19 protein-coding genes are annotated in these 20991 nt (G+C 44.3%); 8 read left to right on the top strand and 11 right to left on the bottom strand.

The features are described 5' to 3' along the window. Nucleotides 1–410: 410 nt before the first annotated feature. Nucleotides 411–1310 carry a LysR family transcriptional regulator gene (locus tag BSQ33_RS03555; protein ID WP_088133281.1) on the bottom strand — a complete coding sequence of 300 codons (900 nt, stop codon included), beginning with the start codon at nt 1308–1310 and terminating at the stop codon, nt 411–413. A 164-nt stretch (nt 1311–1474) separates the two neighbouring features. Here BSQ33_RS03555 and BSQ33_RS03560 point away from each other — a divergent pair, with 164 nt between their 5' ends. The 5 genes from BSQ33_RS03560 to BSQ33_RS03580 all read left to right on the top strand — a co-directional run bounded on the left by BSQ33_RS03560 (nt 1475) and on the right by BSQ33_RS03580 (nt 6498). Beyond that, a complete protein-coding gene (locus tag BSQ33_RS03560) occupies nt 1475–2497 on the top strand; it encodes an amino acid ABC transporter substrate-binding protein (RefSeq protein WP_021018837.1) in 1023 nt (340 codons plus the stop codon). 64 nt (nt 2498–2561) lie between these two features. Continuing rightward, nucleotides 2562–3713: an amino acid ABC transporter permease gene (locus tag BSQ33_RS03565; protein ID WP_088133282.1), complete on the top strand. Its 1152-nt coding sequence runs from the start codon at nt 2562–2564 to the stop codon at nt 3711–3713. 2 nt (nt 3714–3715) lie between these two features. Continuing rightward, nucleotides 3716–4801: an amino acid ABC transporter permease gene (locus tag BSQ33_RS03570; protein WP_021018835.1), complete on the top strand. Its 1086-nt coding sequence runs from the start codon at nt 3716–3718 to the stop codon at nt 4799–4801. Between the two features lie 24 nt (nt 4802–4825). Then, nucleotides 4826–5560 (top strand): amino acid ABC transporter ATP-binding protein, encoded by a 735-nt coding sequence (locus BSQ33_RS03575; RefSeq protein WP_088133283.1) that lies wholly within the window; start codon nt 4826–4828, stop codon nt 5558–5560. An 8-nt stretch (nt 5561–5568) separates the two neighbouring features. Next, nucleotides 5569–6498, top strand: coding sequence for an isoaspartyl peptidase/L-asparaginase family protein (locus BSQ33_RS03580; protein WP_088133284.1), 930 nt, complete (start codon nt 5569–5571; stop codon nt 6496–6498). Between the two features lie 339 nt (nt 6499–6837). Here BSQ33_RS03580 and BSQ33_RS03585 read toward each other — a convergent pair whose 3' ends face one another. The 4 genes from BSQ33_RS03585 to BSQ33_RS03600 form a co-directional block, all read right to left on the bottom strand. Further along, nucleotides 6838–7158, bottom strand: coding sequence for a hypothetical protein (locus BSQ33_RS03585; RefSeq protein ID WP_088133285.1), 321 nt, complete (start codon nt 7156–7158; stop codon nt 6838–6840). Next, entirely contained in the window at nt 7155–7817 is a 663-nt protein-coding gene (locus BSQ33_RS03590; protein WP_198298149.1) for a L,D-transpeptidase, read from the bottom strand. The genes BSQ33_RS03585 and BSQ33_RS03590 overlap by 4 nt, the downstream gene beginning before the upstream one ends. Before the next feature lie 51 nt (nt 7818–7868). Then, nucleotides 7869–8357: an Hcp family type VI secretion system effector gene (locus tag BSQ33_RS03595; RefSeq protein WP_088133286.1), complete on the bottom strand. Its 489-nt coding sequence runs from the start codon at nt 8355–8357 to the stop codon at nt 7869–7871. Between the two features lie 353 nt (nt 8358–8710). Beyond that, the gene (locus tag BSQ33_RS03600) at nt 8711–9577 is read right to left on the bottom strand and encodes a LysR family transcriptional regulator (protein WP_088133287.1); all 867 of its coding nucleotides are present in this window, start codon (nt 9575–9577) and stop codon (nt 8711–8713) included. 97 nt (nt 9578–9674) lie between these two features. On the opposite strand from BSQ33_RS03600, the gene BSQ33_RS03605 reads away from it, so the two are divergent. The 3 genes from BSQ33_RS03605 to BSQ33_RS03615 all read left to right on the top strand — a co-directional run bounded on the left by BSQ33_RS03605 (nt 9675) and on the right by BSQ33_RS03615 (nt 13826). Then, on the top strand, nt 9675–10295 hold the full coding sequence (locus BSQ33_RS03605) for a LysE family translocator (protein WP_027693966.1): 621 nt from the start codon (nt 9675–9677) through the stop codon (nt 10293–10295). A 457-nt stretch (nt 10296–10752) separates the two neighbouring features. Then, nucleotides 10753–11784 carry an asparaginase gene (locus tag BSQ33_RS03610; protein ID WP_021018828.1) on the top strand — a complete coding sequence of 344 codons (1032 nt, stop codon included), beginning with the start codon at nt 10753–10755 and terminating at the stop codon, nt 11782–11784. Nucleotides 11785–12215: 431 nt separating this feature from the next. Further along, on the top strand, nt 12216–13826 hold the full coding sequence (locus tag BSQ33_RS03615; RefSeq protein WP_021018827.1) for a methyl-accepting chemotaxis protein: 1611 nt from the start codon (nt 12216–12218) through the stop codon (nt 13824–13826). A gap of 124 nt (nt 13827–13950) precedes the next feature. Here the strand turns inward: BSQ33_RS03615 and BSQ33_RS03620 are convergent, their stop codons facing one another. From BSQ33_RS03620 to BSQ33_RS03645, 6 genes are all read right to left on the bottom strand, one after another. After that, complete coding sequence (locus BSQ33_RS03620) at nt 13951–15441, bottom strand: tripartite tricarboxylate transporter permease (protein WP_021018826.1); 1491 nt, start codon at nt 15439–15441, stop codon at nt 13951–13953. An 8-nt stretch (nt 15442–15449) separates the two neighbouring features. Next, a complete protein-coding gene (locus tag BSQ33_RS03625; RefSeq protein ID WP_021018825.1) occupies nt 15450–15887 on the bottom strand; it encodes a tripartite tricarboxylate transporter TctB family protein in 438 nt (145 codons plus the stop codon). Nucleotides 15888–16006: 119 nt separating this feature from the next. Beyond that, nucleotides 16007–16960, bottom strand: a complete 954-nt coding sequence (locus BSQ33_RS03630) for a tripartite tricarboxylate transporter substrate binding protein (RefSeq protein ID WP_021018824.1) — start codon at nt 16958–16960, stop codon at nt 16007–16009. Between the two features lie 57 nt (nt 16961–17017). Beyond that, nucleotides 17018–17947 (bottom strand): dihydrodipicolinate synthase family protein, encoded by a 930-nt coding sequence (locus tag BSQ33_RS03635; RefSeq protein WP_088133288.1) that lies wholly within the window; start codon nt 17945–17947, stop codon nt 17018–17020. A gap of 48 nt (nt 17948–17995) precedes the next feature. Further along, nucleotides 17996–19225: a ribokinase gene (rbsK, locus tag BSQ33_RS03640; protein WP_021018822.1), complete on the bottom strand. Its 1230-nt coding sequence runs from the start codon at nt 19223–19225 to the stop codon at nt 17996–17998. Nucleotides 19226–19469: 244 nt separating this feature from the next. Further along, nucleotides 19470–20858 (bottom strand): diguanylate cyclase, encoded by a 1389-nt coding sequence (locus BSQ33_RS03645; protein WP_088133289.1) that lies wholly within the window; start codon nt 20856–20858, stop codon nt 19470–19472. Nucleotides 20859–20991 lie beyond the last annotated feature (133 nt).

Raw genomic sequence — 20991 nt, forward strand, 5'->3', positions numbered from 1 at the left:
TGAATGTGCGGGGTTCGAATCCCAGCACCGGTTTTGTCGGTGCTTGTAAAGCGTAATCGCTGTGGGGGGTTATAGCGATTGGCAGATTGCTGGATTTTGTGGTGTATCGGAAGGATTGGTACTTTGGGTGACATAGTGGTTACTCATTTTTGCGTGTGAGTTCGCGTTTTAGTTCTGATCAAATGGTTTGGGTAGCTATGCTGAAGAGGAATAATATCGTGCGCATTGGGCTTATCGATTTCTCCACAATTCGATGCTTACGCCCCAGACACTTTTGCCTTGGCCGCAAAAGTGCCCCAAAAGGCCTGTTGATTCGCGAGCGCTGTCCGGGGCAGCTTTTATGCGCAGTCCCTTGCTCAGAAAAGCTTCAAAAATCGTTTTGGTTTTTGCCCTTGGTTAATCACATCCCCTCATTTCCCCACCTGCCCGGCAATCGTTCTGGCATGTTCAAATAACTCGTTGATATAAGGATGCGGGCTTTTAGAATCGGCCAGTCGGACGAGCACAATTTCCAGCGGTGCGCTATATTCCGGCCAAATGTGTATCAGTCGGCCGTCATCGATATATTCCCGGGCCACAGAATACGGAATGCAAGCCACGCCGTTACCGTGTATCGCCATCGGCAACAGAGATTCGGAAATGGTCGATTGGAAAACAACCGAGAGTTTTTTCGCTTGAGGGGTGGCGTTAAAGAGTGGCAAAGACAACTCTAAAAGCTGAGAAGATGGAGCATAAGTCAAATGTGGAATCGATGCTTCTTCTAACGATTCGAGAGGAAACAAGGCTCCACAAACCCAGACCAGCGCATCATCCGCCAGTTTTAAGACTTCAAATTCATCAGATTCAAAATAGCGTGCCGCTTGGTCGCTTTGATAAAACAATAAACAATCCGCTCTCTGAGATTGCAATGCCGCTTGGTACCCCGTCACCGAACGCACACCGGAGTCAATGCTGCTAACCAGCGGCGTCGTCATGTAGCTCAATATTTGCGTAAACCACTGCGGGAAAAAGTTACAAGCCAAAGTATGCAGAGATGCAAATACCATCGGGTTCGGCTTATTCGCAACCATCTCTTCACAACGCTCTGCCATTTGAACCATTTCTGCGGCTATGGGATAAAGTCGCTTCCCTTCGGGTGTTAGCTTGACCGGCGTCCGGCTTCGGTCAAACAACTCAACACGAAGATGTTGTTCTAGCTGCTGAATTCTGCGACTAAACGCAGCTTGAGAAGATGCATTTAGCTGAGCTGCCAGTGAAAATTTTTGGCAATCTGCCAATGTAATAAAGTCTTTCAGCCAACGAACATTCATCCTTCAAACCCTCTATCCTTACATTATCGAAATTTTGCATAAGTCATGCAAAATACAAGACATCAAATGCTTCCCATCAACATAGATAAACGCATAAATTGTCATCGAAGGAAAGGTTTTTTGATTAAAAACCCACAAAAATGTAATAAATAAAAGGATTTATTATGAGATTAAAGTCAATAGCAGTTATTGCATATGGATTATTATCGGTTGGTTTTTCAGCGGGTAGTTATGCAAATCTTAAAGACGATGTGATTCAACGTGGCACACTAAAGTGTGGTATTTCAAGCGATAAAATGGGTTTCTCATATATCAATGACCAAGGTAAATGGTCAGGCATGGATGTGGATTACTGTCGTGCGGTCGCTGCGGCTGTACTCGGTGACCCGAAAAAAGTTGAATACATTACTACAACATCGAAAAACCGCTTCACATCGCTGGCTTCCGGTGAAATTGATATCCTGTCCCGTTCGACAACCTGGACCGTTTCTCGCGATGCGAAACTGGGCGCTGACTTCACCACTGTCTGGTTTTACGACGGCCAAGGTTTCATGACTCGTAAATCCCTCGGTATCAAATCTGCGGCAGAGCTGAATGGCGCAACGTTTTGTCTGTCCCCCGGGACCACATCTGAACATAACCTTGCAGACTACTTCGGTGCTCGAGGGCTGACTTATCGTTCCGTTGTATTTGAAAAGACAGAAGAGCTTTACGCGGCCTACCAAAAAGGCCGTTGTGATGCTCTCACCAATGATATCACCGGCCTGGCAGCACGCCGTACCCTATTTAAAGACCCAAGCAAGCATGTCATTCTCCCTGAAGTTATTTCCAAAGAACCGCTGGGGCCTTACGTCAAACAAGGCGATGACGAATGGCGCGACATTGTCACCATGGTCGGTAACGCACTTATCGAAGCAGAAGAGTTAAATGTCACACAACAAAATGCGGCCAAGCTGGCGAAGTCATCGCCAAAATCCGTGGTTAAACGCCTGCTCGGTACAGAAGGTAGCCTTGGTACAGATTTAGGCCTGAAACAAGACTGGGCACTGAAAGCGATTCAAGCCACAGGAAACTACGGTGAAATTTTTGCACGCCATGTCGGTGTTAATTCACCCCTGAAATTTGAACGTGGTGCAAATGCTCTGTACACAAATGGCGGCTTAATGTACTCCCCTCCTTTCCGTTAATTCTCTTTAACAGCCAGCCTGCGGCTTCGTGGGCTGACACTTCATGGACAGGTTGGGATTACACATGAAATTGACCAAAGGAACCCTGATAGATTGGGGTCAGCAAGCCCTGCTCTTAATCACGGTAACGCTCTTATTTTGGTACTTAGGTACCAATGCTGCTGAAAATATTGCCAAACTCGGCATTACCACTGGCTTCGACTTTCTTGATGAGCGTGCAGGTTACGACATCTCGTTTAGCCTGATTGATTACAGCCAAAATGATACTTATTTAAAGGCCTACTATGTCGGGGTCGCCAACACACTGCTTGTATCATTTTTAAGCATTATTCTGGCGACAGTGATCGGCTTTATTATCGGCGTTGGTCGCGTATCGAATAACTGGGTGGTCAATCGCCTATGCCGTTCATACGTAGAATTTATCCGTAACGTGCCTCTCGTGGTTCAACTCGTTTGGTGGTATGCCATATTTCTAAGCTTACCGGCGGTTCGTAACAGTATTCAGCTCGGCGATAATATCTACCTTTCTAACCGTGGCTTGGCGATTCCTCACTTATCATTCTCTGGCTGGGGAGGATATGTGTTTCTCGCGCTGCTGGTCTCGTGTTGTATCGCCTTTTGTTATCGCAAAATGGTGATCAAAAAAGTTCAGTGGGTCGGATTTACCCCAGTGTTGTGGCCTCGGCTACTCGCGATCATCGTGTCATTACCCTTGTTGGTGGTGCTCGTGACTTTGCTCTCGGGTAACTTCGATTACAGCACACCCAAGCTGACCGGATTTAATTTCCAAGGCGGCATGATCGTAATTCCAGAGCTAGTCGCATTGTGGATTGCACTCTCTGTTTACAGTGCGAGTTACATTGCGGAAATTGTCCGCGGTTGTATTCAGTCAGTCGCCAAAGGTCAGCATGAAGCAGGCAAAGCACTTGGATTTAACGATTCAGCCATCATGTGGCAGTTGATTGTTCCACAAGCCATTTATCCGATGGTGCCTCAAATCACCAGTGTCTACCTGAACATCATTAAGAACTCATCATTAGGGGTCGTCATCGGCTTCATGGAACTGGTGTCTTCTACCGGCGGTACCACCTTAAACAATACCGGTCAGGCCATTGAGTGTATTCTCATTGTCATGGGAACGTATTGTGTATTCAGTCTGGTAACCAGCTTATTAATGAACTGGTACAACTCACACGTTGCGGTAGGGAGGAAATAAACATGCAGAGTAAAACGACCATGGCATATATTGAGCCTCGCCCAGCGATTGAGATGAAAGCCGGATGGAAAGCGTGGTGTCATCAAAACCTGTTCTCTTCAGTATTCAATACTTGTCTAACCGTTATCGGCTTACTGTTTGTGGTGTGGTTGGTCCCGACCCTGCTGAACTGGTTTATTTTTGATGCCACGTTTGTCGGAACATCGCAAGCGGACTGTGTCTCTGGTGGTGCCTGCTGGCTCCCCGTGGTAAACCGGATCGAGCTATTCACCTACGGTATGTACCCCGATGCTCAACAATGGCGCGTCGATGTTGCCTTTGGTTTGGCGGCAATCGCGATACCAATGCTGTACATCAAGCGTTTCAACAAACTCGTGATGCTTTGTTATATCGCGGTGCTGCCGTTTGCCATGTGGATGTTGCTTAAAGGCGGAACATTCGGTTTAGAGACCATCTCAACCACCAAGTTCGCCGGTATGATGCTGACACTGTTTTTGGCTATTTTCGGCATGGTGTTCGCCCTTCCGCTTGGCATCTTACTTGCCTTGGGGCGCCGCTCGAAACGTCCGGTGATCCATTGGCTCAGTGTGGCTTATATCGAATTGGTGCGCTCTGTTCCTGTCATCACCTTGCTGTTTATGGCTTCACTCATGATTCAGTTGTTCTTGCCACCGGGTCAACAGTTCGATGTGTTGCTGCGGGTTGTCGCCGTTCTGGTTCTGTTCACTGCGGCATATATGGCAGAAACGATTCGTGGCGGGCTGCAGTCGATTCCTCAGGGGCAGTTTGAAGCAGCTCAGGCACTTGGTTTCGGTTACTGGAGAATGATGGGACAAATCATTCTGCCGCAAGTGTTGAAAAACTCGATTCCATCATTGCTCAATCACTTTGTCGGTATTTTAAAAGAGACCACATTGGTGATGATCGTCGGTGTATTAGACATTGTCGGCGTGGCATCCAGTACCCTCTCCAATGCGAAATGGGTCGGATTAGAAAATGAAATGTACGCATTTCTGGCTGTCTTTTTCTTTATCTGCTGTTTTTCACTGTCTCAATACGCTGCTCATTTAGAACGCCGCTTAAAATAATGCCCCTTTAGGAGAAGTCACTACATGGAAGTCATCAGCACCAAAAATTTAAATAAGTGGTACGACTCATATCATGCGCTACGCGATATTAATCTCAGCGTGAAAAAAGGTGAGCGTATCGTTATCTGCGGCCCTTCTGGTTCAGGGAAATCAACGCTTATCCGTTGTATCAACCAGTTAGAAAAACACCAATCCGGTGCGCTCAATGTTTTCGGTCAGGTCGTCAGTGACACCCCCAAAGAGCTGATCGAACTGCGCAAGCAAGTCGGAATGTGTTTTCAATCGTTCAACCTGTTTCCTCACCTGACCGTTCTGGAAAACTGTGTATTACCGCAGACTGCAAACTTAGGGACGAAAGAGTCGGTTGCGATTGATAAAGCATTAAGTTTGCTGAAAAAAGTCAAAATCGTCGAGCAAGCGAACAAATATCCAAGCCAACTCTCCGGAGGGCAGCAGCAACGTGTCGCGATTGCCCGCGCACTTTGTATGAATCCTGAAATCATGCTGTTTGATGAGCCAACCTCCGCGCTCGACCCGGAAATGATCGCTGAAGTGCTTGATGTCATGACCGATCTTGCCAGCGAAGGAATGACCATGCTGTGCGTGACGCATGAAATGGGCTTTGCGCGCAAAGTCGCTGACCGGGTCATCTTTATGGACCAAGGGCAGATCGTTGAAGAAAACAACCCTGAAGCATTTTTCTCTGCGCCCAAATCACCTCGTACGCGCGAGTTTCTTAATCAGCTGATCCACCACTAAGGATGTCTATGTTAAACGAATATTCTATCGCCATTCACGGTGGCGCAGGTGCAATGTCTAAGGGGAAGCTAACCCCTGAGCAAGAATTAGAAATTACAACTGTATTAAAAAACATCATCGAAGACGGTTTAGCAAGCCTGAAAGACGGTGCAAATGCACTGGATGTCGTGCAAGTTGCAGTCAATATGCTGGAAGATTGCGAGTGGTTTAACGCCGGTAAAGGTGCGGTATTCAATCACGCCGGTAAACATGAACTCGATGCGTCGATCATGTGCGGCAAAACACTTGATGCCGGCGCGGTATCAGGCATACGTTACAGTCCGAATCCGATTAACGTCGCCCGTGCGGTGATGGATAGCTCCCCTCATGTCTATTTGGGCGGAGAAGGCGCAGAGCAGTTTGTTCGCGATATTGGCTTAGTCGAAGTAGACAATACTTACTTCTCGACCGAGATGCGCTATCAGCAACTTCAGTCGGCACTGAAAGCGCAAGAAGTTATTCTCGAACCAACGCAGAACGACTACAAATTCGGTACTGTCGGTGCGGTTGCGCTTGATAAACACGGCAATCTGGCTGCTGCAACGTCAACCGGTGGTATCACAAACAAGCAATATGGCCGGATTGGCGATTCACCCGTTATTGGCGCAGGGACTTATGCCAACAACCAAACTTGCGCGGTATCAGCGACGGGCCATGGCGAGCATTTCCTGAGACATGTGGTCGCCCACAATATTTCATCTCGTATGGCACTGGCACACGAAAGCTTAGAGCAAGCAACCAACCATGTTGTGTTTAAAGACCTGCTCAGCACTGGCGGCACCGGTGGCGTGATTGCGGTCGATAGCCAAGGGAACATCGCCCTCCCATTCAACACCGAAGGCATGTACCGGGGCTGGGGCGGCTCGAACCAACCTGCACAGTCGAAGATTTACCAATAGCAATCGACTACAGTACAACGCCCAAATCAAAAAGAAGTAAATGTGCGGGGTTCGAATCCCAGCCCCGCTTTTTCTGGAGCTTGAGAATCGTAATCGCTGTGGGAGTTCATAGCGATTGCTCAGTTACCGGATTTTGTTGTGTATCGGAGAGATTGGTACTTTGGGTGACATAAGGTTTTCTGTTTTATGTGAGTGACTGCTTAATTTTGATTGGTTGCATGGTGCGCAATGAGTTTGTCGATTTCTGTATCGTTCATGCACGCACCACAAAAGTATCCAATTAAAAAACATCTCATACAACTCAGTTCTAGAGCTCTATGAGAGAAATACAAATTCACATCACTTCACCTGACATGAATTATCCAATATATCAACTGCACTTGAATAATTATCATCAACAACGAATTTAACAATAGCGTTACTGTCTAATTTTTTCCAAAAGATAGTAAATCCTTTATATTCTTGAGAAAACCATCTATCTGTTTTTTTTATTTCATTGCATGGAGCACTGACATTACTAGACATTGACAAGAGTGACATTTCCTTAGATACGATGTCCTCTTTAAAATTAGATATTTTATTTTCAAAATAAACACTAGATAATGCGGCACCAATACAAAAAGATGCGACTAAAGACAATAGTGTAATACCGAATTTCATAATTTCTCCAAGTCAATGAAAACCGGAGTCCCCATTGGTGTCCAGTTAAACAGCATTCTAGCATTTATTTCTGACAGCCTGACACAACCATGAGAACCAAATGCATCTATACCTGCTGATTTCAACCATGTGGTAACACCAACAGCATGTGACTGATGAATTGCTTTTCCATCATACGTGAAAAACATAGCATAATTCATCTGTGCATCATACGTTCGGCTTCGGTAAATTTCATATTTTCTCATTATCTTATGTAGTGATGGCCACGTTGCTGTAGGATGAGAACTATCACCAGATGTACAGTAAAAGTCAAAAACCAAACTAGACCCAGAATATGCATATAGATTTTGCTTATCTAAATCAACAATTATCGTTTTATCAGAAGATCGAATACCACCAAGAAACAAGATAGTATTTCCATTGGGAGATACTATTCCATCAGGCTTTCCTAATTTTTGAAAATTTCTCTGAAAATATTTTATAGCAGTCGTTAACTTATCTATACATCCAACCTCATTAGGTGAAGGTACATACATTTCAGAAAGAACTTTATTATATCTAGACTGATTTTTTCGCTCAGACAAAAGATTTATTATATTTTCCACATCCAATGGACTATTATTGGACTTATATCCGACACTGCCATTAATAGATATCATTCCTATACCCACCAAAACTATTCAAATTATATTATAATCCATTGATAAATTTCACCATCCTCCCTGATCCCAATTATCATACCCCATAGTCCCACAAACATTGTGGTTCCATGTGATTTCTTGATAACTAAGAGCGATGACTTCACACATTTCATGTTGATAATTATGAACAGTATGAGGAAGTGAAAAACTGATATCTGAAATCACAGCTTTTTTCAATTCAATTGAATAAAATTTTTCATTATAGCCTTGTTCATTTGTGCGGAAGAAATCAATGACGCAGTTTAAATGTTCTTGTTTAGCAAAAGCAGTGGCAAGCAATGGTGTCGACTTGTCTATATTTTTTGTAATAAAAATTGGTGAATGATTTTTACTATGCTGTTGTGGGTTTTTCGACACATGATGATCACAGGCTAAAACTGTGATTTCATTTTTATGTGGTTCTTGAAACTTATTACCCATTGAATCTTTTGTATTACAACCACTGGAAATTAAACCTTGCTTTTCACCATTAATGGTAATGTACGCCACATGTGCCATGGCATGCTCCCTTATATTAGTCAATGCCAATCATTGTATTTTAAATGAAAATTATCTCTATTGATTCATGATATATTAATTTGAAAATAGATTCTCTGCTCAAAAGTAAATCAAATTAATTATAATGCCATTAATTAATTGCATAACTGGATTCGTTATTTGATATAAATACCAACATTAAAAGGGCCATCATCGCTGCCCTCACTCTTTTAATCTTCCCGAAAATATTCCTCCTCTGAAGAGGCAATCAAATTATGCAGAAAAGTCAACACATGCCAGAGTTACATCTTAATATTGATTGGTTGCATGGTGCGCAATGAGTTTGTCGATTTCTGTGCTATTTAATTTCATGATCAAATGAGCGGCACACACGCTAAGAATTCATTTTCAAGCCATTGCTGAAACTGCTGCTCTTGGGGGACTAACGCTGCTGATTGTCGCAATAATACGTAGTGATAGCCGGACAAAATAAAGCCAAAAGGTGCAACCAGTCTGCCATTTTTCAAATCATCCGCAATCAAAGGATATGAACCGATCGCGACCCCCAGCCCATCGACAGCCGCTTGTAAACAAAAATAGAAATGGTCAAACGATTGATTGCATTGGTTGCGGTGGAGTTGATGATTTGACTGAATCGACCAATGTTCCCAAGCGCCACGACGCGTCTCACTGTGAAGCAGAACGATACTTGAGAAATCATGCTGAACCTGACGCCAGTATTCAGGTGAACATACCGGCCCGACCCACTCTTCAGCCAACAGATGCACCCCATAGTTTGACGGTATATCAAAATCATCACGACGAATGGCCATTGATAAACCGCTCTCGCCTAAAGTAACCGGTCCTCCTGCGGTGGATAACCGGATATCCACGCCAGACATCTTGTAATACTCTGCCAGTCTCGGCATGAGCCAGCGCATGGTTAATGTCGGCTCGCATGAAACTTCAAGGTAATCAACGGTGGCACTCTTGATCTGATGAATACCGGTATCCAATGCATCAAAAGCAATATCAGTGTACTGCTTCAGTAACTCTCCCTCTGGGGTCAGTCTTAATCCCCGACCTTGCTTGTAAAACAGAGGCTGAGTAAGGTGCGCTTCTAATAACTTAATTTGCTTACTTACGGCACCGTGAGTAATGTGAAGTTTATCTGCTGCCTCAGTAAAACTGGCAGACGCTGCGGCGACATGAAAAACATGGAAAGCTTTAAGGTGTCTCATTTGTGAATTTTTCTCACATAATATGTGTAATCTTTTCGATTATAACTTGCTCGATGATAGTTACAATAATCTCAAATCAACTGATCAGAGAACAGATATGGAGATCACAAGCTACATAATTTTGGGATTGTTAATTGTCGTAAGCCCAGGGGCTGACTTCGTTTTAGTGGTCAAAAACAGTCTGAGCAGCGGGCGAAAAGCAGGGCTACTCACCGGGCTTGGCATTGGGATTGGTGTCTGCATCCATATTAGCTACTCAATCCTTGGCATCAGTCACTTATTATCACAGAACATCATTGTATTCAGCATAATTAAGTACGTCGGCTCAGCCTACTTAATCTACCTAGGGATAACTGGCATTTTCTATTCAAAGTTGACACTCAACCGTAACGCGATAGCCGCACCGCAGGAGCCCTATCATGCGCGGAAATATTTTACACAGGGATTCTTTTGTAACATGTTGAATCCGAAAACAATGCTGTTTTTCCTCAGTATATTTAGTCAACTTATTTCCCCTGACACGGATAACAGCACATCTTTTGCGTTGCTTTATGGGCTGTACATTTCTGCATTGCATATCTTGTGGTTCTGCCTGGTCGCATATCTTATAACCTCGAAGAAAATATTATCTGTTTTTCAAAGTATTGGACACCGAGTAAATCAGGTTTGCGGGGTCGGGCTGATCGCCTTCGGTGCCACCCTATCGCTTTCTCACTAATCGTGAACCATAGAAAGACAGTGAGCGCTCAAGCTCTCGATTCTCGATACGAACAGTCATCAATGTAATCTGGTGCTTAGCCACGGGATAGGCGCCCAAGCCCTGTGAATAAAATCACAGGGCATTTCTTTATCAGCCCAGTGCTTGAATCATTGTGTCAGGCAGGATTCAGCGTAAAAACATCATCATATGCAGCATTCATATAATAAAAGACAAATTCCACTAATTTCATATAAATAAGTTCGTAATTCCTGGCACAGATGAATTCATATCATTTAGCATGATACATATGCAACCTATTGAAATTAATATATTTTGTTCAAGTTTGGTGCAAAATGTAACCGATTGCACTGAAGTAACCCAAGAATGCCCTTTTAGCTACGAAAAACACTGTATTTTCATGGCATGAATCATGCTGTATTGATCGTGCAGTATTTTCTATTAAAAGGACTTTGTAATGAAAAAAAGATATTTGGTTTCGGCAATCATGTTACTGACCAGCATCTCTAGTTATGCTGACAATTTACCTCATGTAACAATCTACGCCACAGGCGGAACCATTGCAGGGGCATCCGCTTCGAATGTGGACAGTACCGACTATAAAGCGGGGAGTTTAGGCGTAGATAAGCTGATCCATGCGGTACCAGAATTAAAAGGGTTCGCAGATGTAAGTGGTGTCCAAATCGCTAACGTTGGCTCTCCTGACATTGATAAAAAGACGCTCTTGAATATGGCGAAAACGATTAATGCAGATTTAGCCAAAGATACAACGCATGGCGTTGTTGTGACTCATGGTACCGATACATTAGAAGAAACGGCTTTCTTCTTAGATCTGACGGTGAACAGTAAAAAACCAGTGGTCGTCGTTGGCGCGATGAGACCGGCAACAGCTATTAGTGCTGATGGCGCGATGAATTTATATGATGCTGTCAAACTTGCCAGTGTTGATGAAGCAAATGGTCGCGGCACCATGGTTGCCATGAATGACCGGATTAGCCCAGCCTACTATGTCACAAAAACCAATACTCACGCCGTAGAAACATTCCAAGCGCCGGAAGCGGGTTATCTCGGTGGCTTTATCAGTGGGCAGCCATACTTTTATTACAAAAATACGCAACCGATGGAAAAACCACATTTTGACATCTCCAATGTGAAAGAACTGCCAAAAGTCGATATTTTGTATAGCTATCAGGATCAGGATGATTCACTGATGAAAGCCGCGATTAAAAACGGGGCGAAAGGAATTGTCATCGCAGGTACGGGGGATGGATCAACACCAAGCTGGATTCAAGATGCGATTAAGGATGCAATGAAAAAAGGGATTCCTGTTGTCGTGGCAAGTCGTGTTTATACCGGTTATGTCTCAACACATGAGAATGCGATCGGTTCAGGATTTTATAATCCACAGAAATCAAAAGTTATTTTAGAATTAGCTTTAGCAAAAGGTGAATCCGTCGATGAGATTCGCAAATACTTTGCGAAACTCTAAACATCACAAAAAACCTTTGATTGATATAGTATAAAAATTTAAGGAAAAGGATGGGAGGCCATCCTTTTTTCTATGGTTATCTCATGCCATATTGACCGACGAATGCATCTCGCTCCGCGTCATAGCGAGTACACCTTAGTCAAACATTCCAGAAAAAATGCAATTCTCCCGCCCCATTTTTTTATCTGATTTCTTCTATTATTTAGAAACAGTTTTCCATAAAAAAAACAATAAATTAATAAACACCCTAATGTAATGAAAAATATAAGAATAATTCACTGATTTATGATTTACGGGTAAAAATATATTTTTTTGAGTAGAAACTCAACTTTTTATAGAATAGACTCATTCCTGTATTGACTATAATTACAATTTCACGTCATTAATGGCTCTCGTATTCACTGAACTCCAACAATTGGCGTACTAACCTCATGAAAAACATTTCCACCAAATTATTATTGATCCCTTTATTATTTTCCCTTGCTTTATTTAGTGTCCATACTTTAAATGGTACGGTTTCCCGAGAAGTGATGAATCGATTTGAATCGGTATATCTGGATCGGATCGTCCCATTAGCTGACTTGAAAAAAATCTCCGATTTATACGCTGTAAATTTGATTGATGCTGCCAATAAGCATCACGTCGGCCTAATCACAAAAACGCAACTTTACTCAAGCATTTCAGATGCAATGCATAAAGCAAATAAAATTTGGCAAGCCTATCTAGAAACAGCATTAACGGGTAAGGAAATCAAGCTCACCCAAGAGCTAAATGTCAAATTTCAGAGAATTGAATCACAGATCCCACAATTGATAGAGCAACACAAAAATAATCAAATCGATGATGCCACGCTGATCAAACAGCTGTATACACTCATTGATGCTATGGGAGGAGATTTAACCGCATTAATTAACCTTCAACTCGATGTGTCGAATAAAGAATTCACCATGTCACAAAGTGAATTGAAAAGCGCGACATTTTGGGGCTGGGTAATTACACTTTCGACATCACTGCTCGTTTCTTTGCTCTCGTTCTGGTTTGCCAAAAGAGAAGTCAGAAATTTACCCAAAATCGTGGCGTGGTTAAAAGCACTTGCTGAAGGCAGAGTCAGTCGGGAAGAATTGCCCTTGAGCCACAATGAGCTGGATAGTATATCTGCATCGCTAGGAACGTTATCTGAACAATTATCTAACGTCGTTTCAGAAAGTCAGGACGTGATGTCTTCAATCAAAATGAAACAGGATCAGTCTTTAATGTTGGTTGAGCAAAATCGTACCAACTCCTTTCACGAACTCTCCTCTGTTGAGCAAGTGGCAACAGCCTCAGCAGAATTAGCATCCACAGCCCATGATGTTGCAACCAATGCAATCAAAGCCGAAGAAGCAGCCGCACAGGCCAATCATATTATCGGCGCCAGCCAGTCTATCCTGATAAATTCAACGCAAACAACCGAAGAAATCAGCACGTCGATTCGTGACGCGAAAGATATCGTCAACCGCCTGAAAGAGTATTCGGAAAATATTAATACCGTTGTTGAAGTCATCAATAGTATTTCTGAGCAAACCAATTTATTAGCGCTGAATGCCGCGATTGAGGCAGCGCGTGCCGGTGAACATGGCAGAGGTTTTGCGGTTGTTGCTGACGAAGTCCGTGCGTTAGCCGCGAAAACGCAACAATCAACTGTTGATATTCAAAAAATCATTTCTCAACTGCAAGAACAATCGATGCTGGCGGATGATTCAATGAGTCAGAATGTTGCATTGATGGTTTCAGCGAAAGCTGCCACAGAAGAATTAGCCAACTCGTTTGAAGTCATCTCTGAGGAAGTGACCAGAATTACTGAAGTCAATGCCATTGTGGCAACGGCTTCCGAAGAACAAAGCGCGGTCACGCAAGATATCTCAAAACAGCTTGAAGAGATTAATACACTCGTTCAGCAGAACATTAAAGGGATTGAAGAAAGCTCAAAATCCAATCAAGCCGTGAATGTACTGGCTGAGCAGCTACACACCAGACTATCTTTCTTTAAAGTCGCGGGCTAAACACCATTGTTTTTTACTGGATGAAGCCACAAAAAATGCCACTGAATCAATCAGTGGCATTTTTATTTGCGCGAAGGTCTATCCATCGTTGTCATCAGCACACAGACTATTGATGTATTTTATCTTACGCTTGCTTGAAAGATTTCAGGATCGAGCGGACCTGAACTAATACCACGACAGCAAAGCAAGTCGCGAGAACCATTGAAACCGGGCGCTCTACGAAGGCCAGCGGATTCCCATCTGATTTAATCAGTGACGAGAGCAGGTTTTTCTCGAGCATCGGCCCCAGAATCATCCCCAATATAATCGGAGAAATGGGATACTGTGCGCGTTGAAGTAAATATCCGACAACCCCCATACCTAACATCACGACAATTGAAGATAACGAGTTATTAATCGCAAAAGAACCGACGGTGCTGAAAATAATAATAATCGGATACAAAATTGCTTTATCAATAAATATCACGCGCTTGATAAAGTTAACCACAATGGTTGCTAATGGGAGCAGCATCAAGTTCGCAATGAAAAACAGTATAAATACTGCATAAAGTTTCTCAGGATGGAATAAAAATAGTGTCGGCCCGGGGTTCATATCCTTCATATACAAAACACCGATAATAATCGCGGCTGCGGAATCACCCGGAATACCGAATACCAAAGACGGAATCCAGCTACCGGCTAAACTCGCGTTATTACTCGATGATGCATCAATAATGGCTTCTTCAGATCCTTTACCGTACTTCTCCGGGGTTTTGGAAAACTTTTGTGACAGTGCATAAGAAATCCATGCCGCAATATCAGCACCAGCGCCCGGCAGCGCCCCAATCAATGTTCCTAAAATACTACTACGACCAATATTCAGCTTATAGCGCCACATCGTTTTCGGAATGCCTTTAAACAGATTAAAGCTCGATTGAGTCGGGATCACATCTTGCTTTTTACTGGTAATCCGATCAGCGTAGTATTCAATCGCTCCGGAAATGGCAAACAAACCGATCATCGCAGGAATGAAGCTGATCCCCTGCAACATACTCACCTGCCCGAATGTAAAGCGTGGTACACCGGTAATCTGATCGTAACCGACACAGGCGAGGAGCAAACCAAAACACAACGTTATCATGCCTTTGACGGGTTGGTTACCCACCACTAATGTGGCACAGGTCAGACCCAACAGTGAAAGCCACGTATATTCATAAGAACTAAACTTTAAGGCGAATCGGGCCAGAACCGGTGCTGCGAACATCAAGATAAGGGCACCGATGACACCACCAATAACCGAACTGGTGAGGCCAATACCGAGTACGCGATTTAATTTACCCTGCTTCACCAGCTCATTTGAGTCCGCAACATAAGCGGCAGACGCTGGCGTCCCGGGAATTCTCAGCAATGCACCCGGAATATCACCAGCATAAATGGACGATGCTCCGATAGAAATCATCAGCGCCAGTGCCGGGATCGGATCCATGAAAAAAGTAAATGGTACCATCAGCGCCACAGCCATCGTCGCGGTCAGCCCTGGGATTGATCCAACAATGAGACCGAACAATCCGGCAGCAATCACCGCCAGAATCGCGCTCATATCGATATACTGAAATGCTTCGACTAAAACAGACATATTCACTCCTATGACCAGAAACCTTCAGGCAATGCGACCATCAGGATATGCCCAAAAACATAATAAATAGTCCCTGCAGACAAAACTGAAAAGACCATATTCATGAATATTTTCTGAGGGTTACGCAAACTCATCAGGCCAAATAACAGCCCTGTCGCACAAATCAGAAAACCCAGATAGGAAATCAAAAAGGTAAATAACCCAATTGACACAATAACCAGCAGTAACGCGCGAATTTCTACAGCCGTCAGCTGTAATTTTTCCGGCCGCTGGCGCAGGTGAATTACGGCATCCAGTACGGTAAACAGCAACAAAAAAGCACTGAGAATGGTTGGCATGTACCCTGCGCCGTAAGTGCCGATGCCACCATATTGATGGATACTGGTAATAAGTATAAGCAGTGAAAAAATCCCAAGAATAAATTGGGAAAGAGGTAATGAACGCATAAGATACCTACGTTTTTCTGAGAGCCTATATTGATTACACATCACAACAGGCTAAATATCCGGGCGGAAACCGCAGCCTCCGCCCCTATGTACTTCAACTATGGTTACTTCAACTATCGTTATTTCAGCTTATTGATGAGTTTTCCGTATTTCTCATCTTCTGATTTCATAAACTTCCCTAAATCATCACCGTACAATGGGTACACTTCAAACCCTTGCTTAGTCGCAAAGTTCTGGAGTTTTCCTTCTTTAAATACGGCTTTCATCGTGGCAATAAGTTTTTCCTGAACCTCGTGAGGAATGCCGGCCGGTGTCACTAAAGCATTCCACGTTGAGAAACTATATTTATACGGTGTCGCCTGCTGGAAGACCGGAATATCTTTGTACAGCCCGGTATTTGTTTCAGCCATAGTGGCTAAGTTTTTGACCATACCGGCTTCGACCATACTTTTCGCTTCTCCCGGAGAAGAGGTCGTAAAGTCGATCCCACCGGATACCAGTTCCATCAATGCAGAACTTGAACCTTCAGAAGGTACATAAGTGACGGAGTCAGTCGGAACCCCCATCGCGTCAAGCATCCCAATCAGATTCAAATGCCAGCCTGAATTCAGCCCGCTGCCAGATGCTTTCAATTTGCCCGGATGTTGCTTGATATAATCCGTCAATTGATTCACATCTTTAAACTGGGAGTTAGTTGCGACCTGAATCCCCCCCAAGTTCACGGCTAATCGGGTGATCGGTGTATAGTTCTGATAGTTCAGATCGGTCATCCCCTGATGATGCATCATGGCGATTTCAACCGTTGCAACACCCAGTGTGTAACCGTCAGGTTTCGCCTTGGCCATCGCATCATGTCCGACAACACCAGCACCACCGGTGCGGTTCACAACGTTGACATTGACACCGAGTTGCTCTTGCAACCCTTCTGCAACTAAACGGGCGACGGTATCGGTGTTGCCACCGGCACCCCATGGAACGATAATTTTAATCGGTTTCTCTGGCCACGCTGCCATGGCACTGGTTGAAGCCAATAGAGCCGCGGTAATCAGACTGAGTTGTAGGGGATGTTTCATGTTGGCGCTCCTGTCATATTATTTATTGGTTCAGGTAAAAGTCGCTCTATAGGCGACTTAATCGAATGTTTTCATCGTCGTCCGATATGCTTGCGCTGATGCCGCGATTTGATCAAGGATGACCCCTAAGCCCCAATATTTCTCTAACACATCATCATCCGTCACGCGGCTGTGCACTGAACTGAATGTGCCGAGGCGCTGATGAAAGACTTTAGCATTTTTCGGATAGCCCAGCGTTTCAGTCACGGCGCTCAATGAAAGGAACCACGAGAGCTGTTGTGCAAATTCAGGGGCCTGAGAAGCATTGTGATAAAGCCAGTGATACAGGTCTGGATGGAAATTAGTAAAGACACCACTGAAGCCTTTCGAGCCATGCAGCATCGCTTCATAAGCAATCGCTGCATTGGCATTAATAATGGCCAGCGGTGAGGTTTTGGTTAGCTGAACACGACGTTTCACCGTTTCCAGATCACAGCTCACATCTTTCAGCACAACAAAGCGACCAGAATCTGCACAGAATTGAATTTCTTCATCGGTTAGCAAACGTCGATAAGGTGCCGGACATTCGTATAATCCCAGTGGCATGTCCGCTGGAATGGCATCCATCAACGTATTCAGATGATTCAAGAAGGCTTCTGTACCTTGATTGTCCGGGTCAAGACGATTGGTGACTAAAACCAAAGCATCGATCCCCGTTGCAGCCATCGCTGTCAGCTCAGTAATTTGATCATCAATGTCCGGTGAAATGTGGCCGGAAGAAATCACCGGAATCCGTCCGTTGGTGTAATCCACCACAAACCGAGATAAGGCCACCCGTTCTTCAAGCGACAAAAATAGCATCTCACTGGATTGACAGACGGCAAACAGCGCATCGGCACCATTGGCAATGTACCAGTCAATTAACTTCTCTAACCCTTTGTAATCAATTTCATTTTGGTCGGTAAACGGTGTCAACATTACCGGTACAATGCCTTCAATCTTTTTCATCTTCTGTGTCCTAAAAACTCGATGTCCTAAAAACATTCAGTTGATTCGCTAAATTGCGATAACTGTGACTTGCTGCTGAAGCATTCGCGCCTCAACTAGCGCATTATTCGGCATATTCGCAGCCCCTTCTCTCTCAACAGACAAAGAGGCAAAAGCGGTCGCGTAATAGGCTGCCTGTGTCAGGCTTTTCCCCTTCGCCAGCGCGGCAGCCAATGCACCGTTAAATGCATCACCGGCCCCGGTCGTATCGACGACGACAGCACTGTACGACGGAATATGGGAACACTGTTGACCATCAAAAAGCACCACGCCTTGCTTACCCATGGTGATAATGATGTTCTGCACCCCGCGTTCATGAATAATCTGGGCCGCCTGCTTCGCAGATTCCACATCGGTGATTTCCACGCCGGAAATTTGCGAAGCTTCCGTTTCATTGGGCGTAATAATGTCTGTATTCGCAAAAAACCGATCAACTTGGGGTAAATAAGGGGCAGGATTCAGAATGACCGTGACATTCAATCCTTTTGCCAGCTTCATCACTCCGTCAATGGCATCAAAGTTATTTTCCAACTGAACTAACAGCACCTTTGATTCGGTTAAATACGGGATCAATTCCGCAACTTCTTCATCCGTAACCAGCAGATTCGCCCCCGGACAAATCGCGATGAAGTTTTCCCCGGCATCATTGACATAAATGACCGCACTGCCCGTTGCCGCCTGATCCGTTTCATAAATTGAAAAAGACTCCATCCCACAGGCATCAAAATGATTCTTGGCAAACTGACTGAACTGGTCTTTACCGACCTTGGTCGCAAAATGAACCCGAGCCCCTGCCGCATGTGCTGCAATGGCTTGGTTCGCACCTTTACCACCCGGTCCGAATGTCGTATTTTCAGCCACCAACGTTTCTCCGTTTTTAGGGAAGCGGTCAACCCGGGCAACGATATCAACGTTAAATGCCCCAAAAACACAGACCTTACCGATCATTTCTGCGGATAAAGCTCGCTGCGAATTTACAGCACGATTACGATGATGAGTGCGCATCAAATGGCTAATATCCAAACTTTTATCTTGTTGCAATTCGTTTTGGAGCAGATGTTTTTTCAACGATGCTCCGCCATGGTGTCGTATCAATACCCCATCTTGCTGAAGTTTAGATAAATCCGTCCGAATCGTTTCCTTCGTTACCCCAAGATGTAAAGACAAAAACTCAACGGTTGCCTGCCCTTGTTGGCGCAACAGTTGAATGATCCTTTCTTGGCGTAGTTCTTTGTACATATCACTCACCCTCGTCGTTAAAATTATTCTAGAAACATCGGAAATAAATGGTGAGATAGGATTCAAACAAAAAACAAGCAAACAAAAACAAACAAAAATATCGTAACTTCGATTGTCTAAATGTGATCTTTATCAATATAGGCTTTTCAAGCATAGGAGAAAAATGAACAAGATGAAGAGATATGCGCAGTGAATCTAAAATACCTGCATTGTCAGGTTGTCCGGAGTACCGTTCACCCGAAATTTAATCATGCTGAATTCGATCACGCCCGAGCGCTTTGGCTTGATAAAGAAGCCGATCGGCACGTTGTACGATGCTTTCCGGATGGTCATCCGGTAACATTTCCGTGACCCCGATGCTCAATGTGAGTGTTAAGCCACTATATTTTTCTGACAGATCCGAGCGCCTCAGGCTATCCATCAAACGGTTTAAAGCGATGCAAACCCCTGCCATATTGGTATCAGGGAAAAGCACGATAAACTCTTCTCCTCCCCAACGACCGTAAAAATCACCTTTCCGTCCCATCACAGAGACCAATTCACCGAAACATGCTAAAACCTCATCTCCCACCTGATGGCCAAATCGATCATTAATCGATTTGAAGTGATCAAAATCCATAATCGCAACCGTCAGATTCTTGCCATATTTCAACGCGAATGTGACTTGATCCTGTAACGCCTGCTCAATACAGCTCCGACTGGCAAGCCCGGTTAAAGAATCGGTGTTGGCTAAAACTTCCATCTGGTCATGTGCGGTTTCTAACGCTTTAAAGTCTCGCTCACGGGCAATTTCGTGACCGACCCATTCGGCCAGTAACCGTACGATTTCGATATCCTGACGAATAAATTTCCGCGTCGGACAAATACTGGAGAAATTGAGCGTGCCATACCGCTCACCATCGACAAACACCGGTACGCCTATATAAGCTTCAAGACCAAAATTTTCAAAACAGGGATGGGTAACAATCTCGCTCTCTGATACATGCGAGAACCCCTGTACATCATTGGCCTGATAAACGAGACTGCAATACGTGATGCCCAGTTCAAATGTCATCCCCGGTTCTAATGCATTCTCCGGGTGAATCGCTTGTTGAATCACATACTGCTCACCCGATATTTTACTGAAAATGCCGATGGGTAAACCAAAGTGGCTCGTCCCCAACTCTAAGATAGCCTCAATGCGCTCATGGAAGGTTAACTGTCTTGATGATGTGATCATATGCAGTCGATTCAGCATTTCTTCTGCTGCAAGTCGCGCTGAATCATCCTGAATGATTGCCACAAAAAATGTCGGTGTCCCTTGTGCATTCTTGATCAGGCCACCCGATGTTTGTCCCTGAAAAGACTCTCCGGCGGCATCGATGTAACGGACAACATAAGACTCATTTGTCTCGTTGGCATTGGCGTTGAAACGTTCCTGTCCCAATCTGATAAAATCTGCCTGATCAGCGTAGAGCAGCGCTGTACTCTGATGATAAATCTCCTCACTCGAGTAACGGAACAATGCTCTGGCGGCAGCATTCATGCACACAACTTCACGTTCCAAGGTTGCCACAACCACGGCCATATCGATATGCTCAAACACTTGGGCCAGCGTCTGGGTGTCTAATCCTGATAATGTTTCGTTCGCCATCGCTATGCACCACCTCTCCGGAGACAGAAAAGTAACATCACTTCAACAAGTATTGTTGATATGAGAGAAATGTCCATCACCTGCAATGATCAAGCACGACCTCATTCTCCGCAAAGCCCAGAGAATGAGGTTT

Origin of the sequence: Vibrio gazogenes, assembly GCF_002196515.1 — a bacterium.
GTDB lineage: Bacteria > Pseudomonadota > Gammaproteobacteria > Enterobacterales > Vibrionaceae > Vibrio > Vibrio gazogenes_A.

Excerpts from the sequence above, each read along its gene's own strand:
- BSQ33_RS03555 (WP_088133281.1), bottom strand. The coding sequence starts at position 1,310 with ATGAATGTTCGTTGGCTGAAAGACTTTATTACATTGGCAGATTGCCAA.
- BSQ33_RS03560 (WP_021018837.1), top strand. The coding sequence starts at position 1,475 with ATGAGATTAAAGTCAATAGCAGTTATTGCATATGGATTATTATCGGTT.
- BSQ33_RS03565 (WP_088133282.1), top strand. The coding sequence starts at position 2,562 with ATGAAATTGACCAAAGGAACCCTGATAGATTGGGGTCAGCAAGCCCTG.
- BSQ33_RS03570 (WP_021018835.1), top strand. The coding sequence starts at position 3,716 with ATGCAGAGTAAAACGACCATGGCATATATTGAGCCTCGCCCAGCGATT.
- BSQ33_RS03575 (WP_088133283.1), top strand. The coding sequence starts at position 4,826 with ATGGAAGTCATCAGCACCAAAAATTTAAATAAGTGGTACGACTCATAT.
- BSQ33_RS03580 (WP_088133284.1), top strand. The coding sequence starts at position 5,569 with ATGTTAAACGAATATTCTATCGCCATTCACGGTGGCGCAGGTGCAATG.
- BSQ33_RS03585 (WP_088133285.1), bottom strand. The coding sequence starts at position 7,158 with ATGAAATTCGGTATTACACTATTGTCTTTAGTCGCATCTTTTTGTATT.
- BSQ33_RS03590 (WP_198298149.1), bottom strand. The coding sequence starts at position 7,817 with ATGATATCTATTAATGGCAGTGTCGGATATAAGTCCAATAATAGTCCA.
- BSQ33_RS03595 (WP_088133286.1), bottom strand. The coding sequence starts at position 8,357 with ATGGCACATGTGGCGTACATTACCATTAATGGTGAAAAGCAAGGTTTA.
- BSQ33_RS03600 (WP_088133287.1), bottom strand. The coding sequence starts at position 9,577 with ATGAGACACCTTAAAGCTTTCCATGTTTTTCATGTCGCCGCAGCGTCT.
- BSQ33_RS03605 (WP_027693966.1), top strand. The coding sequence starts at position 9,675 with ATGGAGATCACAAGCTACATAATTTTGGGATTGTTAATTGTCGTAAGC.
- BSQ33_RS03610 (WP_021018828.1), top strand. The coding sequence starts at position 10,753 with ATGAAAAAAAGATATTTGGTTTCGGCAATCATGTTACTGACCAGCATC.
- BSQ33_RS03615 (WP_021018827.1), top strand. The coding sequence starts at position 12,216 with ATGAAAAACATTTCCACCAAATTATTATTGATCCCTTTATTATTTTCC.
- BSQ33_RS03620 (WP_021018826.1), bottom strand. The coding sequence starts at position 15,441 with ATGTCTGTTTTAGTCGAAGCATTTCAGTATATCGATATGAGCGCGATT.
- BSQ33_RS03625 (WP_021018825.1), bottom strand. The coding sequence starts at position 15,887 with ATGCGTTCATTACCTCTTTCCCAATTTATTCTTGGGATTTTTTCACTG.
- BSQ33_RS03630 (WP_021018824.1), bottom strand. The coding sequence starts at position 16,960 with ATGAAACATCCCCTACAACTCAGTCTGATTACCGCGGCTCTATTGGCT.
- BSQ33_RS03635 (WP_088133288.1), bottom strand. The coding sequence starts at position 17,947 with ATGAAAAAGATTGAAGGCATTGTACCGGTAATGTTGACACCGTTTACC.
- rbsK (WP_021018822.1), bottom strand. The coding sequence starts at position 19,225 with ATGTACAAAGAACTACGCCAAGAAAGGATCATTCAACTGTTGCGCCAA.
- BSQ33_RS03645 (WP_088133289.1), bottom strand. The coding sequence starts at position 20,858 with ATGGCGAACGAAACATTATCAGGATTAGACACCCAGACGCTGGCCCAA.